The organism is Afipia birgiae 34632 (assembly GCF_000308295.2).
Lineage (GTDB): Bacteria > Pseudomonadota > Alphaproteobacteria > Rhizobiales > Xanthobacteraceae > Afipia > Afipia birgiae.
In genome coordinates this window covers 2,354,346-2,371,424 of the sequence record NZ_HG326652.1, presented here as the reverse complement: position 1 = coordinate 2,371,424, position 17,079 = coordinate 2,354,346, and the positions used below count along the sequence as shown (strand labels likewise).

The following is a 17,079-nucleotide window of genomic DNA, read 5'->3' as shown; positions in this document are numbered from 1 at the left end:
CTTATGTGTCTCTAAAGTCCCATCTGGCGGCTCGCCAGATCCTTCATGATTTCCTCGGTGCCGCCGCCGATGGCGTTGACCTTCACCTCCCGGTAAATGCGCTCGACCTTCGGCCCGCGCATGAAGCCCGCGCCGCCGAAAATCTGCACGGCTTCGGACGCGCAGTAGGCCATGGTCTGCGTCGCCTGGTTCTTGCACATGCAGACCTCGGCTACGGGATTGTCGCCTTGCTCCAGCCGCCAGATCAGCATTTCCAGCATCGCCTGCGTTGCCGCCACGCGCTGCGCCATGTCTACGATCTTGTGGCGGATCACCTGATGATCGGCGAGGCGCTTGCCGAAGGTTTTGCGCTCGCGGGCATAGGCGATGGCTTCCTCGACGCAGACCCGCGCGAAGCCGGTGCAGCCGGCCGCAAGGCCCAGCCGCTCGCTGTTGAAGTTCTTCATGATCAGCTTGAAGCCGGCGTTCTCCTGTCCGATCAGATTTCCCACCGGTACGCGGCAGTCGTCGAAGTAGAGCGTCGCGGTATCGGAGGCCCACCAGCCCATCTTCTTCAGCGGCGTGCGCGAGAAACCCGGCGTGTCGCGCTCGATCAGCAGCAGGCTAACGCCGCTCGCGCCTTCGCCGCCGGTTCGCACCGCTACGGTGTAGTAATCCGCGCGCATGCCGGAGGTGATGAAGGTCTTCTCGCCCTTGACGACATAGTGGTCGCCGTCGCGCCGCGCCGTGGTGCGCAAATTGGCGACGTCCGATCCGCCGCCGGGTTCGGTGATGGCGAGGGCGGAAATCTTCCTGCCCGCGAGAATGTCCGGCAGCACCCGCGCCTTCAGTTCATCCGAACCGCCATAGACGATCGGTGGCGAGCCGATGGTATGGCTTTTCAGGCTGGCGCTGACGCCGCCAGCCCCGGCGCGGGCCAGTTCCTGCGCTGCGATCATGGACATGAAGCGGTCGCAGGGCACGCCGCCATACTCTTCCGGGAAGCCGAGCTGGAGCAGGCCGATGGAGGCGGCTTTCAGGTAAAGCTCGCGGGGGAATTCCCCGGCTTCGTCCCATTGCGCTGCAAAAGGTTCGATCTCGGTAGCCACGAAGCGCCGCAGCATATTGCGGAACGCCAGGTGTTCCGGGGTCAGAAAGGGACTGGCCGGTTCATCAATGGATCGTTCCGGGGCGTTCATCGGCATCCTCCGCATTTGGGGAGATTTATGGCCGCTCCAGAGCCCCAAGACTTGCGTTAAGCCGCCATGTCTTCTGAAATTATGCCTTCTGAAATTATGCCTCCGGAAATTGTGACAAGGCCAGCTAGTTTTCACAAGACGCTGGCGGTCCCGGCCTCCTACCGTTCGGAGCAACTCGCGATGAACCTGAGGGCCTGAAATGGATAAAGCCGTCGTCACCTGCGCGCTCAACGGCGTCCTGACCAATCCCAAGCAGCACCATGTCCCGGTGACACCGGAGGAAATGGCTCGGGAGGCCAAGGCCGCGTTTAATGCCGGTGCGTCGGTGATGCATATGCACCTGCGCCGGCAGGAGCCGGATCAAGGGCACATGCCGTCGTGGGACGTGAACCTGTCGAAGGAAGTCCAGCAGGCGATCCGCGAGGCGTGCCCCGGCGTCATCATCAATCACACCACGGGCGTCAGCGGACCGAACTATCAGGGCGCGCTCGATTGCATCCGCGAGACCAGGCCTGAAATGGCCGCCTGCAATGCCGGCTCGCTGAACTATCTGAAGGTCAAGGCCGACGGCTCCTGGGCATGGCCGCCCCATGTGTTCGACAATGCGCCGGACAAGATCCAGAAATATCTCGACGTGATGAAGGTGGCGAAGTCGTTGCCGGAATTCGAGTGCTTCGACGTCGGCATTGTGCGCAGCGTCGCGATGTACAAGCAGAACGGGATGTATTCCGGGCCGCTCGAATACAACTTCGTGATGGGCGTCGCGTCGGGCATGCCCGCCGACCCCGAATTGCTGCCGATCCTGCTCAAGCTGAAACTGCCGGATTCCAACTGGAGCGTCACCGCTATCGGCCGCGAGGAAATCTGGCCGCTGCATCAGCGTTGCGCGGAACTCGGCGGGCATCTGCGCACCGGGCTCGAAGATACGTTCTATCTCGGCGACGGCACCAAGGTGACCTCGAACGGTCAGTTGATCGAGGGCATCGTCGCCTGCGCGCGGAAAGCAGGACGCGAGATCGCGTCGCCAGCCGAGGCGCGGAAAATTCTCAAGCTGAACTAACGATAGCCGAAACGGACATCAGAGCCGTGGTTGAGACAGGGAGGTACGTCATGAACGATCTGACCGCAACGGGCGGCGTGCCCGGTCCCGGACGTATCGGGCGCGTGGCTGTCGGCGACATTCTGCGCCGCGCCGCATGCCGGTTCCCGAACCGCATCGCGCTAACCGACGGTCCACGTCAGGTCACGTTCACCGAAATCGAGCACGATGCCAATCGCTTCGCCAACTATCTGGTGGCGCGCGGGCTCAAGCCCGGCGAGAAGATTTCGACCATCTGCAACAACTCGGTCGAATTCGTCAAAGCGCTGTTTGGCATTCATCGCGCGGGTCTGGTCTGGGCGCCGATCAACACCATGCTCGGCCCGGCTGACATGGATTATATCCTCGGCCATGCAGAGGTTCGTTTCGCGCTGATTGACGACAACCTGCATGCACAGCCGGAACGGCGCGCGGCACTGAAACAGCGTGGTGTCGATCTCATTGCTGTGGATCTGGCCGGTAAGGCAAAGGAGCAGGGGCTTGAAAGCTTCAACGACCTGATCAAGGGACAGTCCATCATCGAACCAGAGATTGCGTTCGACGACCGCGATCTGGCGATGATCATCTACACCTCGGGCACGACGTCGCGGCCGAAAGGCGCGATGCATTGCCATCTCGCGGTGGTGATGGCCGCGATGAGCAACGTCATCGAAATGCATCTCGATCGTAACGACGGCATTACCGGACAGTTTCCGCTGTTCCATTGCGCCGCTCACGTCCTGCTGCTGACGTATCTGTCGGTCGGGGGCAAGCTCGCAATCATGCGCGGATTCGATCCCGTCGCCTGCATGGAGGCGGTCCAGCGCGACAAGCTGACGGTTTTCATCGGATTGCCCGCGATGTATCAGGCGATCCTCGATCATCCGCGCCGCAAGGAATTCGATCTCACGAGCCTGCGCACCTGCGTCTACACCATGGCGCCGATGCCGCGCCCGTTGCTGGAACGGTGCATCGCCGAACTGTGCCCGACATTCGTGCAGCCGAGCGGTCAGACCGAAATGTATCCGGCAACCACCATGTCGCAGCCGGACCGTCAGTTGGCGCGCTTCGGCAACTACTGGGGCGAGTCCATGATCATCAATGAGACCGCGATCATGGACGACGAGGGCAATCTGCTGCCGCCCGGACAGATCGGCGAGATTGTCCATCGCGGGCCCAATGTGATGATGGGTTACTACAAGGACCCGGAGGCGACTGCAGCAGCGCGCAAATTCGGCTGGCATCACACCGGCGACCTGGCGCTGATCGACGAGCACGGCGAGGTGCTGTTCATCGACCGCAAGAAGGACATGATCAAGTCCGGCGGCGAGAACGTCGCCTCGGTCAAGATCGAGGAAGCGCTGCTGGCCCATCCGGCGGTGCTGAATGCCGCGGTGGTTGGACTGCCGCATCCGCAATGGGGCGAGGCGGTGTCGGCCTTTGTCAAGCTGAAGCCCGGCGCGCAGACCGGGGAGGCCGATATCATCGAGCACTGCCGCAAGTCGCTCGGCGGATTCCAGATCCCAAAGCTGGTGCGGATTCTGGACGAAATGCCGATGACCGCGACCGGAAAGCTGCGCAAGGTCGAACTGCGCCAGAGGTTCGTCGACCATTTCAACGCGACATCGGCGGCGTGAAAGCAAAGACCATCCATGACGGTAATTGAAAACTCCATCTCCCACGCCAGCGAGACCTATCAGGCCAATCGCGCGGGCATGCTGGCGCAGATCGCGCGGGTCAACGCGGTGGTCGGGCGGACCAGCGCAGCGTCGGAACTGTCGAAGAAAAGGTTCCATGAACGCGGGCAGCTGCTGCCGCGCGAACGCATCGCGCTGCTGCTTGATCCGGGCGCGCCGTTCCTCGAACTCTCCGCATTGGCCGGTTACTGCCTCGACACACCTGACCCGGAAAAGAGCATTCCGGGCGGTGGTACCATCGCGGGAATCGGATTTGTGTCCGGCGTGCGCTGCATGGTGACCGCGAGCGATTCCGGCATCGAGGCTGGATCGCTGCAGCCGATGGGCCTCGACAAGCGGCTGCGCTCGCAGGAAATCGCGCTGGAGAACAAGCTGCCGTCGGTTCAACTGGTCGAAAGCGCCGGCGCGAACCTGATGCGCTACCGGGTCGAGGATTTCATTCGCGGCGGAACGACATTCCGAAATCTCGCATTGCTCTCGGCCGCGGGACTGCCGGTGGTGACCGTCACCCACGGCTCATCCACCGCGGGCGGCGCCTATCAGACTGGTTTGTCCGACTACATCGTGATGGTGCGCGGACGAACGCGCGCATTTCTGGCCGGGCCGCCATTGCTCAAGGCCGCAACCGGCGAGATCGCCACCGAGGAAGAGCTTGGCGGCGCGGAGATGCACACCAGCACTTCCGGTCTGGGCGACTATCTCGCGGAAGACGATCGCGAGGCGCTCGGCATCGCCCGCCAGATCATGGCCGATCTCAACTGGGATCGCGCGTTGCCCGAGAGCGGCGAGCCGCCACGCGAGCCGCTGTACGATACCGAAGAACTGCTCGGCATCATGCCGATGGACCACAAGCGGCCCGTCGACATGAAGCAGATCATCGCGCGCATTCTCGACGGTTCGGATTTTCTGGAGATCGGCGCGAACTACGGCCCCGCGACAGTCTGCGGTCATGGTCGCATCGGCGGTCAGGCCATCGGCATTATCACCAATAATGGGCCACTGGACCCCAACGGCGCCAACAAGGCGACGCATTTCATTCAGGCCTGCTGCCAGTCGCGCACGCCGATTCTTTATCTGAACAACACCACGGGCTACATGGTCGGCAAGGCCTATGAGGAGGCCGGCATGATCAAGCACGGTTCCAAGATGATTCAGGCCGTGACCAACGCCACCGTGCCGCAGATCACCATTTACTGCGGCGCGTCGTTCGGCGCGGGCAATTACGGCATGTGCGGGCGCGGCTTTCATCCGCGGTTTTGCTTCTCGTGGCCCAACGCCAAGACCGCTGTGATGGGCGGAGAGCAGGCGGCGGGCACCATGGCGATCGTCGCTGAGGCCGCCGCCGCGCGGCGCGGCAAGCCGCTTGAGCCGGAGAAGCTGGAGGCGATGAAATCCCAGATCATCGATGTGTTCGAAAGGCAGATGGATGTGTTCGCCACCAGCGGGCGGCTGCTCGATGACGGCGTGATCGATCCGCGCGACACCCGCGCGGTGCTGATCAACGTGCTGGCGATCTGCAGCGAGGCGGAGAGGCGCAATCCGCAGAAGGTCCAGTTTTCGGTGGCGCGGCCATGAGCAAACTGACGCCGTTCCGTAAAATCCTCATCGCCAATCGCGGCGAGATAGCGCTGCGCGTGATGCGCACGGCCAAGCGCCTTGGCTACGAGACAATCGCGGTCTATTCGACGGCCGATGCGAATGCGCGTCACGTCCGCGAGGCGGATCAGGCGGTATGGATCGGCGAGTCGCAGCCGTCGCAGTCCTATTTGCGGATCGATGCCATTGTTCAAGCAGCGAAGGCCAGCGGCGCGGATGCCATCCATCCGGGCTATGGCTTTCTGGCGGAGAATGCCGAGTTCGCCAAGGCCTGCCGCGATGCTGGTCTCGTCTTCATCGGGCCATCGCCCGAGGCGATCCTCGCCATGGGCAACAAGGCCGGTGCGAAGGACATCATGCAGAAGGCAGGCGTGCCCTGTGTGCCCGGCTATCAGGGCGAGGACCAGAGCGACGCCACGATGCTCACCGCCGCCAAGCGCATCGGCTTTCCGGTGATGATCAAGGCGGTGGCCGGTGGCGGCGGCCGCGGCATGCGATTGGTGGCGAATGACGCGGCGTTTCCGGCTGCCCTGCGTGCAGCGCGCTTGGAGGCGCAGAATGCGTTCGGCGATCCGGGTGTCATTCTTGAGCGCGCCATCGTTCAGCCGCGCCACATCGAAATTCAGGTGTTCGGCGATCGTCACGGCAACGCGATCCATCTCGGCGAACGCGACTGCTCGGTGCAGCGCCGGCATCAGAAGCTGATTGAGGAGGCGCCGTCACCCGCGGTATCGCCTGAATTGCGTACGCGGATGGGTGCGACTGCCGTCGCTGCGGTCAAGGCCATCGACTATGAAGGCGCGGGCACGCTGGAGTTCCTGCTGGATAGCGCGGGCAACTACTACTTCATGGAGATGAACACGCGGCTGCAGGTCGAGCATCCGGTGACGGAAGCAATCACGGGCCTCGATCTGGTCGAGCTACAATTGCGTGTCGCGGGCGGCGAGCCGCTGCCGCTGACACAGGCCGAGGTGAAATCCTCCGGCCATGCCATCGAGGTGCGGCTCTGTGCGGAAGATGCCGCGCATGGCTTCATGCCGCAGTCCGGACGGATGCTGCGCTGGCGCGCGCCGTCAGAATTGCGCGTAGAGGATGCTTTGGAATCCGGCGGCGAGATTTCGCCGTTCTATGATTCGATGATCGCCAAGATCATCAGCCATGGCGCGACGCGTGACGAGGCGCGGCGCAGGCTGACGGCGGGCCTGAAGCAGATGACGGCACTGGGCGTCACCACAAACCAGTCGTTTCTCGCGCGCTGTCTCGATCATCCGGCCTTCGCAGCAGGGCAGGCGACCACAGCGTTCATTGATGAGCATTCGACCGATCTACTCGGCGTGAAAACCGGCGATGGATTGCATGCCGCCGTCGCTGCGCTTCTGGTTCATGTCTCGGCCATTGGGCCGGTTCACGCGCAGCAGCGTCTGGGTCTCGCGCATGGCTATCCCATCCCGATGCGTTTCGATCTCGACGGTCATGTCATCGAGCCGACGGTGCGGCGCGAGCGCGGTGATGTATTCCGGGTCGGGCTGGCGGAGTCCGAACACACCCTGACGCTCGGATCGCGCGACGGCAATGTGCTCCATTTCAGAAGCGACGGCGTTCTGGCCTCGGCCACATTCGTGCGCGAAGGCACTGATCTCTATTTCAATTTCGCCGGGACAACGTCGCATGTGCGGGATCTATCTCATGTCGCCGTGATGAAGGCGGGCGCCGCTGGATCGGACGGCAAGCTGCGGGCATCCATGAACGGGCGCGTGGTGTCGGTGCTGGCCAAGGTCGGGGATATCCTTGCCGCCGGTGCGCCGATCATCGTGCTGGAGGCGATGAAGATGCAGCATGTTCATGCGGCCCCGGTATCGGGTAAGCTCGCCGTGCTGAACGCCGAGGAGGGCGATCAGATCACGACCGGATTCGTGATTGCAGAGATCGAGGCCGCGCAGGACGCTGCTTGATGTGCAATTTATTCCCGGTCATTGCGAGGAGCGGAGCGACGAAGAAATCCAGCTTTGCTTGACCAGAAGTAAATGGATTGCTTCGCTTGCGCTCGTAATGACGAAAAGACTCCAGGAGATTGATGATGTCTGACGCACCAGTTTTGCACGACGAGCGCGGGCACGCGTTCTGGATCACGATCAACCGGCCCGACAAGCGCAACGCGCTGAACGCCTCGGTGATCGCTGGAATCGTTGACGGCTACCGCCGAGCGCATGAGGATAACGATGTCAGGGTGATCGTGCTGACCGGAACGGGCACCAAGGCGTTCTGCGCCGGTGCGGATCTGCAGCCGGGGGCGGGATTTGCGTTCGATCTGTCGCGGCCCAATCTTGACTATGCCGACATGCTGCGCACGGCGCAGAATGCGACCAAGCCAACCATTGCCCGCGTCAATGGCGTCTGCATGGCGGGCGGTATCGGGCTTCTGTGCATGACCGATATGGCGGTGGCGTCGGATGATGTCGTGTTCGGCCTTCCCGAAGTGAAAGTCGGCGTGTTTCCGATGCAGGTTTTGAGTCTGTTGCAATCCATCGCGCCGCCGCGTCTGGTGCGCGAATGGTGCTTCACCGGCGAGCCGTTCACCGCGGCGGAAGCAAAGGACGCCGGGCTGCTCAATCATGTGGTGCCCGCCGCCGAACTCGACGCCAAGGTCGAATGGCTGGTGGGACGTCTGATCGACAAGTCGCCGACTGCGATCCGCCGCGGCAAGTATGCCATGCGCGCGCTGGCCTCGATGTCGTTCGATCAGGGCATCGCCTACACCGAGTCGCAGATCGCAGTGCTGGCGATGACGCAGGATGCGAAGGAGGGCCTCGCGGCCTTCGCGGAAAAGCGCAAGCCGGTGTGGACTGGCAAGTGACGCGATAACGTCGGAGACGTCATGACCAAGGTCTGGATCGAAGCTGCGCTGAACGGGCCATGGACCCGCGCGAAGCAGCCGGGCATTCCGGTCGCGGTCGATGAGATCGTCGCGACGGCATCGCGTGCGCAGGGGCGGGCGCGGCGATCCTCCATGCCCACGCCTATGACGAGACGACCGGTCATCAGAAGGACGATTGGGAAATCTATGCACGTATTATCGAGGGCATCCGCGCCAAGGTGGATGTCATCGTCTATCCAACCATTCCGAGCCAGGCGCTGGGGCAGGAGCAGACAACCAATCGCTTCGGCCATACGGCGGAGCTTGCGAAGCGCGGGTTGATCGAATGGGCGGTGATCGATCCGGGCTCGGTTCATTTCGCGCGGTTCGATGATCTGGCGCATGGCGGGATTTACCTGAACCCGCACGCGGACATTCTGGAAGGCATGCGGATTGCCCGCGCGCACAATGTCCACCCGAGTTACGCGATCTACGAGCCCGGTTTCACGCGGCTTGGCGCCGCGCTGGCAGCCATCGCGCCGCCGTCACCGACGCCGGTCTATCGCTTCATGTTCTCGGAGGAGTTCGCCTGGGGCTTTCCGCCCCGCGACACATATCTCGATGCGCATCTCGACCTGCTGGCGGAAGCCGCGCCGGGTGCACCGTGGATGATCGCAGGTCTCGGCGTCGACATCACGGCGCTGATCCCGCACACGGTGGCGCGCGGCGGCCACGTCCGCGTCGGGCTTGAAGATATCAACTGGGGAAGTGACCAAACCAACGAAGCGCTGGTGAAGGACGCGGTCGGGCGCGTCCGCGATGCGGGTGGTGAGCTGGCGACAACCGCAGAGATTAGAGCCGCGTTGCGCGCAATGGATACGGCGCGGGGACTTCCTAGCGCCCCTTGAACACCGGCTTGCGCTTTTCCATGAACGCGGCGCGGCCTTCCTTGTAGTCCTCGCTCTTGAAACAGGCGTCGACCAGATCTTCGCAGCGCTTCATGTCGCGCATGAGCTCATCCTTGCAGGCTTCGCCGACAATAAATTTGATCGAATCCACGGTGAGCGGCGCGTTGGCGGCAATGGTGGCTGCGTAGGTCTTGACGTAGAATTCCAGCTCATCGTTTTCGACGATGCGGTTGACGAGACCCATCTCGACCGCTTCCATCGCCTCGAACAGCCGGGCGGTGAAAAAGATCTCCTTGGTGAAGGACGGACCGACCACATCCATCAGCCGCTTCACGCCGGAATAGCCGTAGCCGAGGCCGAGCTTGGCGGCGGGCACTGCGAAGCGCGCGTCTTCCGAGCAGATGCGCAGGTCGCAGCAGCTCGCCAGCCCCATGCCGCCGCCGACGCAAAAGCCGCGGATCATCGCGATGGTTGGCTTCGGAAACTCATGCACGCTGGCATAGGCGGCTTCGACCGCCTCGTTGTATTTCCTGACGCCTTCCTCGGAGGAGCGCTCGTCGGCAAACTTCGAGATGTCCGCACCGGCGACAAAGGCCTTGTCGCCCGCGCCCGCCAGCACCACCACGCGGATGCCGTCGTCCTTGGCGTATTCAGTCATCAGCCGGGTGCACGCTTCCCACATCTCCAGCGACATGGCGTTGCGGCGCTCGGGATTGTTGAAGATCACATAGCCGACGTTTCCGTCCTTGCGAGAGATCACCTTGTCGGTCGAAGCCATAGCCGTGTTCCTTGATTAGATTCAGACGACCTTGCTCTGCTGGAGCGAGGCGATCTCCTGTTCACTGAAACCGAATTCCGTCAGCACGTCGCGCGTCTGCTCGCCGACGCGGGGCGGGCGCGCGGCCATGCGGCTCGGCGTGCGCGACAACGTCACCGGCTGGCCGACGAGATGCTTGCCGGCGTCGGGCAGTTGCTGCGCGATGCCGAGGTGCTTGACCTGTTCGTCATCGAACACCTGATCGATGGAGTAAATAGGGCCGCACGGCACGCCGGCATCGTTGAGGATTTTGACCCATTCGCCGGTGGTGCGTTTCGCCATGTAGGTGCCGATGGCGGCGTTGAGCGCGTCGCGGTTCTCCGAGCGCAGCGCGATTGTTGCGTAGTCCGGATGCGTCAGCAGATCCGGCGCTTCGATGGCCTGCGCAAACCGCTCCCAGATCCGCCCGCCCGTGGTGGCGATATTGATGAAGCTGTCGCTGGTCTTGAACACGCCGGTCGGAATGCTGGTCGGGTGATTGTTGCCCGCCTGCTGCGGCACGTCGCCGTCCACCAGCCAGCGCGCGGCCTGGAAGTCGAGCATGAAGATCTGGGCCTGCAGCAGGGAGGTCTGCACCCACTGGCCTTCGCCGGACACATCGCGTTCCAGCAGCGCGGTCATGATGCCGAGCGCGCAAAAGAGTCCCGCCGTCAGGTCGGCGACGGGAATTCCGGCGCGCACCGGGCCTTGTCCCGGCAATCCGGTGATCGACATCAGGCCGCCCATGCCCTGCGCGATCTGGTCGAAACCGGGCCGCTTTGAATAGGGGCCGTCCTGTCCGAAGCCGGAGATGCTGGCATAGACGAGACGCGGGTTGATCGCGCGCATGCTGTCATAGTCGATGCCGAGCTTGTGCTTCACGTCTGGACGGAAATTCTCGACGATGACGTCCGCCTTCGCGGCGAGACGCTTGAACACCTCAAGCCCTTTCGGGTCTTTCAGGTTCAGCGTCATCGCGCGCTTGTTGCGATGCAGGTTCTGGAAGTCCGGGCCGTGACGCGGACCGCCGGGTTGTTCGCTGTCGGCGAGATCGGTCGGCGCTTCGATCTTGATGACGTTCGCGCCCCAGTCCGACAATTGGCGCACGGCGGTCGGCCCGGAACGAATCCGGGTCAGATCCAGCACGGTGAAGCGCGAAAGGGCGGACGAGGCGCGCGGGAACGTCATCGATTTCTCCGGCTTGATTATCCGGCGTTGCCGACGAGGCCTGCGGCGGCGATGCCCGCGAGTGCTGCGGTTTCATCGTTGTCGGAGGTGTCGCCGCTGATGCCGATGGCGCCGAGCAGGTTGCCGCTCTTGTCATTGATAAGGACGCCGCCCGGAACCGGCACCAGCGCGCCGCGCGCCATGGTGTTGATGGCGTCGACGAAATACGGCTGCTCGTTGGCGCGCTTGAAAATCGCGCGCGACCCCATGCCGAGCGCCAGCGCACCGTAGGCCTTGCCGTGCGCGACTTCGCCGCGCAGCAGGCTGGTGTTGTCTTCCGCGATGAACGTCTTGAGCGTGCCGCGTGCGTCGAGAATCGCGATGGCCATCGGCTTCAGCTTCAGTTCCCGGCACTTGGCGAGGGCGGCATCGGAAATCTTGCGGGCAACATCAAGGGGCAGATCAGTCATCAAATACGTCCTTTGTGGGGTAGTTTAGGAAAGTGCGGGGGCTTTCGCCGCGCCATTGTCCAAGCTTATGGCAAGGACGCGGGCGACGTGCAATGCGCCACGGCCCGAACCGTCCTTGATTTGGTGGCGGCAGGAGGTGCCGTCGGCCACGATCAGCGCGTCATCGGCAGCCTTGCGCACAGCGGGCAGCAGGGATGCTTCCGCCATCTCGATCGACACATCATAAGTGTCCGCGCCGTAGCCGAACGCGCCGGCCATGCCGCAACAACTGGACTCGATCTTTTCGACCTTCAGGCCGGGCACCAGCCGCAAAATCTTCTCGACCGGCGCGAAGGCCCCGAACGATTTCTGGTGGCAATGGCCATGGACCAGCGCGTTCCTCTCGACAGCGCCGAGCGGCAGTTTCAACTGGCCGGTTTCGGCCTCGCGCACCAGGAATTCCTCGAACAGCAGCGCATGGGTGCTGACTTTCTTCGCGGCATCGTCAGAACGCAGCGAGAGCAGTTCGTCGCGCAGCGTCAGAAGGCAACTTGGTTCGAGCCCGACAATGGGAACGCCGCGCTCGGCGAACGGGATCAGCGTTTCGACCACGCGCTTGAGTTCGGCTTTCGCGTTTTCCACAAGTCCGGCCGACAGGAACGTGCGTCCGCAGCACAGCGGCCGTCCGCCATCGATCGCACGAGGCAGGTGAACGCGATAGCCGCCGTCGACAAGGACGCGTAACGCGGCGTCGAGATTTTCACGCTCATAGGCGCGGTTGAAGGTGTCGGCAAACAGCACGACCTCGCGGCCATTCTCCGGGCCGAACGCGATTCCGGCCGGCGCGAATACGTCGTTGCGGAATTCCGGCAGATCGCGCTTGGCGCTGATGCCCGCGACCTTCTCGAACAGTGTGCGGAGAATGCCGCTGCGGTTACGCAGGTTGGCGAGCCACGAAAAGCGTGCGGCGAGCGCCGCGTAGTGCGGCAGGTAACCCACCAGCCGGTCGCGTAACGTCAGGCCATGCTTTGCGGCGCGTGCCGCCAGCACTTCGATTTTCATCTTCGCCATGTCGACGCCAGTCGGGCATTCGTGACGGCAGGCCTTGCAGGAGACGCAAAGCTTCATCGTCTCCATCATCGCGTCGGACGACAGTGCATCGGGACCGAGCTGCCCGGAGATCGCCAGCCGCAGCGTGTTGGCGCGGCCGCGGGTGACGTCCTTCTCGTTGCGCGTCGCGCGATAGGATGGGCACATCACGCCGCTCTCGAGTTTGCGGCACGCGCCGTTGTTGTTGCACATCTCGACCGCGCCCTGGAAACCGCCCGCCGCGCCGGGATACGCCGACCAGTCCATCACCGTTGTGATGTTCTCGACCTTGTAGCCGGGCGCGTAGCGAAACAGCGAGCGGTCATCCATCTTCGGCGGATGCACGATCTTGCCGGGATTGAGCGTATTGCCCGGATCGAAGCGCTCTTTCACTTCCTCGAAGGCGTGAACGATCTGCGGGCCGAACATCTGCGCATGAAATTCCGAGCGGACGATGCCGTCGCCGTGTTCACCCGAGTGCGAGCCTTTGTACTCGCGCACCATCGCGAAGGCTTCTTCGGCGATGGCGCGCATCGCCTTGACGTCCTTGTCGAGCTTCAGGTTGAGCACGGGGCGGACATGCAGGCAGCCTTCGGAGGCGTGCGCGTACATGGTGCCGCGCGTGCCGTTCTTCTCGAACACCTTGTTCAGGCGTTCGGTGTAGTCGGCGAGGTGCGGCAGCGGCACCGCGCAGTCCTCGACGAAGGAGACCGGTTTGCCCTCCTGCTTCATCGACATCATGATGTTGAGGCCGGAGGTGCGGAAATCCGTGATCGCCGCTTGCATCGCGGGCTCGATCACGTCGACCACGCCGCCCCATTTTCGTTTCGGCTGATCCCAGCCGAAACCGAGATTGCCCATCAGGTCGCCGAGCTGTTTTAGCTTCGCAAGATTGGCGGCCGGATCCGCCTCCGCGAATTCCACGACCAGCAGCGCTTCCGGCTCACCCTTCACCACGGCTTCGATGGTGGGCCTGAACATCGCGATGTCACGGCCGAGTGCGACCATGGTGCTATCGACCAGTTCGACGGCGATCGGCTTCAGCTTCACCAGATGCTGGGTAGCATCCATCGCTTCATAGAAGCTGCCGAAGTGGCAGACGCCGAACACCTTGCTGCCGATCAGCGGCCACAGCTTGAGTTCGACGCGCGTGGTAAAGGCGAGGGTGCCTTCGGACCCCACCAGCAGATGCGCCATGTTGTTGACCGGCTGCGGCGTCAACGCATCGAGGTTGTAGCCGCCGACCCGGCGCTGCACGTGCGGAAACTGCGCTGCGATCTCGCCTGCTTCGCGTTCGCCGAGTGCCAGCATGTCACGAAACAGGTCGCGGCCCGGCATTCCGGTGTTCTGCCACGCCATGTCCCGCGGCACTTCGCCGAAATGCAGCAGCGTGCCGTCGGCCAGCGCGGCATCCATCGAGATGGTGTTGTCACGCATGGTGCCGTAGCGCAACGAGCGGCCACCGCAGGAATTGTTGCCGGCCATGCCGCCGATGGTTGCGCGGGAGGCGGTCGAGACATCGACCGGAAACCAGAGGCCGTGTTTTTTCAGTTGCCGGTTGAGATCGTCGAGCACGATGCCGGGTTCGACCACGCAGGTGCGCTTCTCGACATCGAGGGAAATGATCTTGTTCAGGTATTTCGAGGTATCGAGCACGATGCCGCTGTTGACGGTCTGGCCGCATTGCGAGGTGCCGCCGCCGCGCGGCGTGACGATGCGGCCGTCATCGCGCGCAATCGCCATCGCGCGCAGCGCATCCTCGACGGTACGAGGCACGACCACGGCGAACGGCTTGATCTGGTAGAATGACGCGTCGGTGGCGTAACGCCCAAGATCGAACGGGTTGAACAGCACGTCGCCGGAAATTTCGCGCGACAGGCGCGCGGCGAGGGCGCTGTGCTGCGCGGTGACGTTTGCGTTTGCGGCTTTCTGCTGAGCCATTTGTGTTCTCGATACTCTTGGCGTTGCTAAAAGCCGTCATTGCGAGCGAAGCGAAGCAATCCAGAGCGACTGAATAAAGAACTGGATTGCGTCGTCGCTTCGCTCCTCGCAATGACGGAACAAATCGCTCAGGTTGTTTCGCGCAGCGCCGACACCTCGGCTGCTGGGCGGCGGCCACTCGGCTGATGCTCGCGCATATACTCGCATACGGCGTCGCATTTGCCGCGCATGTGGTCAAACATCAGTTTGCTAAGCTCTTCGCCGTTGCGGCGGCGCAGGGCGTCCACCATCGCTTCATGCTCGCGCATCGCGTCGCTCAACCGGTCACGCCGCAACAGGTTGGCCGAATAGCGCAGCCGGCGCACCATGGCGTTCGCGGCCGCATAGCTCGAACTCAGGAACGGGTTGGCTGCGGCGTCCACGATGGACTGGTGAATCTTCTGGTTCAGCCGGAAATAGTCGGTCAGTTCCTGGCGGATATAGTGACTGTACATCTCCAGATGCATCCGCTCGATCCGGGCGATGTCCTCGTCCGAGATACGTTCGCAGGCGACGCGGCCGGCCAGGGCATCGAGACCGGCGATCAATTCGAACAGATGCCGGATATCCTGCTCGGAAAACTGGCGGACCCGTGCGCCACGGTTCGGCAGCAGTTCGATCAGGCCCTCCGACGCCAGAACCTTCAGCGCCTCGCGCAGCGGGGTGCGCGATACGTCGAAGCGTTCGCACAGTTCGCGCTCGGGAATACGGCTGCCGGGCTCGAGGTGCCCCTCGACAATAAAGTCGCGGATCTGCCCGAGCAGGTCGTCGTGCAGGGTGGCGGGGGAGGTTTCGACAACCTCAAGGGACTTGGCTCGCAAAAGATTATTCAAAATCAGAAGCCTCCAGAGGGACGTAACGCCGAAAATAGCCCAGCGCGACGCGCTTTGCGCCAATAAGTGTAGTGATACTGGATTTTCTGGTTGTGAAAAAGAAAAATCTGAATACAATTCAGATCTAGAAAATCTTGCGATGCACAATTTATTGCATGCAAAAATGTTAACAAGGTCTTTGGGAGCGCCGATCGATGTCCAACGCCTCTGTCCATACCGGACGGCATTTTCTGCAGATTCCTGGGCCGACCAATGTGCCTGATCGGGTATTGCGCGCGATGGACATGCCGACCATCGATCACCGTGGACCTGAATTCGCCCAGCTCGGGCTCGATGTGATTGAGGGCTCCAAGAAAATCTTCAAGACCAGGAACCCCGTCATCATCTACCCGTCGTCCGGCACCGGCGCGTGGGAAGCCGCCATCGTCAACACGCTGTCGCCCGGCGACAAGGTGCTGATGGTCGAGACCGGCCACTTCGCGACGCTGTGGCGCGCGCTTGCTGACAAGATGAAGATCGAGGTCGAGTTCGTACCCGGTGACTGGCGCCACGGGGTCAATCCGGACGACATCGAACAGCGTCTGGCTAAGGACAAGCAGCACGCCATCAAGGCCGTGATGGTCGTCCATAACGAAACCTCGACCGGCGTCACCAGCCGCATCCACGAGGTTCGCAAGGCGATCGATCGCGCAAATCATCCTGCGCTGCTGATGGTCGATTCAATCTCGGGCCTCGGCTCGATCGAATACGATCACGACGGCTGGGGTGTGGACGTCACCGTGTCCTGTTCGCAGAAGGGCCTGATGTTGCCGCCGGGCCTCGGCTTTAACGCCGTGTCGGAAAAGGCGCTCGCTGCGTCGAAGGCCAACAACTCGCTGCGGTCCTACTGGGACTGGCACGAGATCATCGCCGCCAACAAGGGCGGTTCGTGGCCCTATACGCCTGCGACGAACCTTCTTTATGGCCTGAAGGAAGCTGTCGCGATGCTGCTGGAAGAAGGGCTGGACAAAGTGTTTGCCCGTCACAAGCGCTATTCCGCGGCGACCCGCGCGGCGGTGGAAACATGGGGTCTCGAGAATCTCTGTCTCGACCCGCGCGAGTATTCACCGATCCTGACGGCGGTGGTGATGCCGGACGGCCACGACGCCGACCAGTTCCGCAAGGTCACGCTCGACAACTTCGACATGTCGCTGGGCTCGGGCCTGAGCAAGGTGAAGGGCAAGGTGTTCCGCATCGGGCATCTCGGTCACTTCAACGACCTGATGCTGATGGGCACGCTGGCCGGCGTCGAAATGGCGCTCGATCTCGCCAAGGTGCCGCATCGCAAGGGTGGCGTAATGGCGGCGATGGACGTTCTGACCGGGCGCGGCGCGGCCTCGGCGCAGGCCAAGACGGCAGTGGCGTAACGCCGCGTTGGCGACGTTACGGGTTTGAATTCAAAATCCGCAGGATAG

Annotated in this window: 13 protein-coding genes; 7 read left to right on the top strand and 6 right to left on the bottom strand. The window is 62.7% G+C overall.

The window, feature by feature from the left end:
• Nucleotides 1–11 precede the first annotated feature (11 nt).
• Nucleotides 12–1,178, bottom strand: coding sequence for an acyl-CoA dehydrogenase family protein (locus tag BN32_RS11155; RefSeq protein WP_040426296.1), 1,167 nt, complete (start codon nucleotides 1,176–1,178; stop codon nucleotides 12–14).
• A 199-nt stretch (nucleotides 1,179–1,377) separates the two neighbouring features.
• On the opposite strand from BN32_RS11155, the gene BN32_RS11150 reads away from it, so the two are divergent.
• The 6 genes from BN32_RS11150 to BN32_RS11125 all read left to right on the top strand — a co-directional run bounded on the left by BN32_RS11150 (nucleotide 1,378) and on the right by BN32_RS11125 (nucleotide 9,311).
• Nucleotides 1,378–2,238: a beta-keto acid cleavage family enzyme gene (locus BN32_RS11150; protein ID WP_019198274.1), complete on the top strand. Its 861-nt coding sequence runs from the start codon at nucleotides 1,378–1,380 to the stop codon at nucleotides 2,236–2,238.
• 50 nt (nucleotides 2,239–2,288) lie between these two features.
• On the top strand, nucleotides 2,289–3,893 hold the full coding sequence (locus BN32_RS11145; RefSeq protein ID WP_019198273.1) for an AMP-binding protein: 1,605 nt from the start codon (nucleotides 2,289–2,291) through the stop codon (nucleotides 3,891–3,893).
• Nucleotides 3,894–3,908: 15 nt separating this feature from the next.
• Nucleotides 3,909–5,528: an acyl-CoA carboxylase subunit beta gene (locus tag BN32_RS11140; RefSeq protein ID WP_019198272.1), complete on the top strand. Its 1,620-nt coding sequence runs from the start codon at nucleotides 3,909–3,911 to the stop codon at nucleotides 5,526–5,528.
• Nucleotides 5,525–7,501, top strand: coding sequence for an acetyl/propionyl/methylcrotonyl-CoA carboxylase subunit alpha (locus BN32_RS11135; protein ID WP_019198271.1), 1,977 nt, complete (start codon nucleotides 5,525–5,527; stop codon nucleotides 7,499–7,501). Before BN32_RS11140 ends, BN32_RS11135 begins: the two co-directional genes overlap by 4 nt.
• Nucleotides 7,502–7,626: 125 nt before the next feature.
• Nucleotides 7,627–8,403, top strand: coding sequence for an enoyl-CoA hydratase/isomerase family protein (locus tag BN32_RS11130; RefSeq protein ID WP_082773537.1), 777 nt, complete (start codon nucleotides 7,627–7,629; stop codon nucleotides 8,401–8,403).
• A gap of 119 nt (nucleotides 8,404–8,522) precedes the next feature.
• Nucleotides 8,523–9,311 (top strand): beta-keto acid cleavage family enzyme, encoded by a 789-nt coding sequence (locus BN32_RS11125; RefSeq protein ID WP_347334724.1) that lies wholly within the window; start codon nucleotides 8,523–8,525, stop codon nucleotides 9,309–9,311.
• Here the strand turns inward: BN32_RS11125 and BN32_RS11120 are convergent.
• The 5 genes from BN32_RS11120 to BN32_RS11100 all read right to left on the bottom strand — a co-directional run bounded on the left by BN32_RS11120 (nucleotide 9,298) and on the right by BN32_RS11100 (nucleotide 15,625).
• Nucleotides 9,298–10,089 carry an enoyl-CoA hydratase gene (locus tag BN32_RS11120; RefSeq protein ID WP_019198268.1) on the bottom strand — a complete coding sequence of 264 codons (792 nt, stop codon included), beginning with the start codon at nucleotides 10,087–10,089 and terminating at the stop codon, nucleotides 9,298–9,300. The genes BN32_RS11125 and BN32_RS11120 overlap by 14 nt on opposite strands.
• A gap of 21 nt (nucleotides 10,090–10,110) precedes the next feature.
• Nucleotides 10,111–11,295: a CaiB/BaiF CoA transferase family protein gene (locus BN32_RS11115; protein ID WP_019198267.1), complete on the bottom strand. Its 1,185-nt coding sequence runs from the start codon at nucleotides 11,293–11,295 to the stop codon at nucleotides 10,111–10,113.
• Between the two features lie 17 nt (nucleotides 11,296–11,312).
• Nucleotides 11,313–11,744 carry a GlcG/HbpS family heme-binding protein gene (locus tag BN32_RS11110; protein ID WP_040425651.1) on the bottom strand — a complete coding sequence of 144 codons (432 nt, stop codon included), beginning with the start codon at nucleotides 11,742–11,744 and terminating at the stop codon, nucleotides 11,313–11,315.
• 24 nt (nucleotides 11,745–11,768) lie between these two features.
• A complete protein-coding gene (locus BN32_RS11105) occupies nucleotides 11,769–14,753 on the bottom strand; it encodes an FAD-binding and (Fe-S)-binding domain-containing protein (RefSeq protein ID WP_019198265.1) in 2,985 nt (994 codons plus the stop codon).
• A gap of 128 nt (nucleotides 14,754–14,881) precedes the next feature.
• Nucleotides 14,882–15,625, bottom strand: a complete 744-nt coding sequence (locus BN32_RS11100) for a GntR family transcriptional regulator (protein WP_040426295.1) — start codon at nucleotides 15,623–15,625, stop codon at nucleotides 14,882–14,884.
• Nucleotides 15,626–15,819: 194 nt separating this feature from the next.
• On the opposite strand from BN32_RS11100, the gene BN32_RS11095 reads away from it, so the two are divergent.
• The gene (locus BN32_RS11095; RefSeq protein WP_019198263.1) at nucleotides 15,820–17,031 is read left to right on the top strand and encodes a pyridoxal-phosphate-dependent aminotransferase family protein; all 1,212 of its coding nucleotides are present in this window, start codon (nucleotides 15,820–15,822) and stop codon (nucleotides 17,029–17,031) included.
• Nucleotides 17,032–17,079 lie beyond the last annotated feature (48 nt).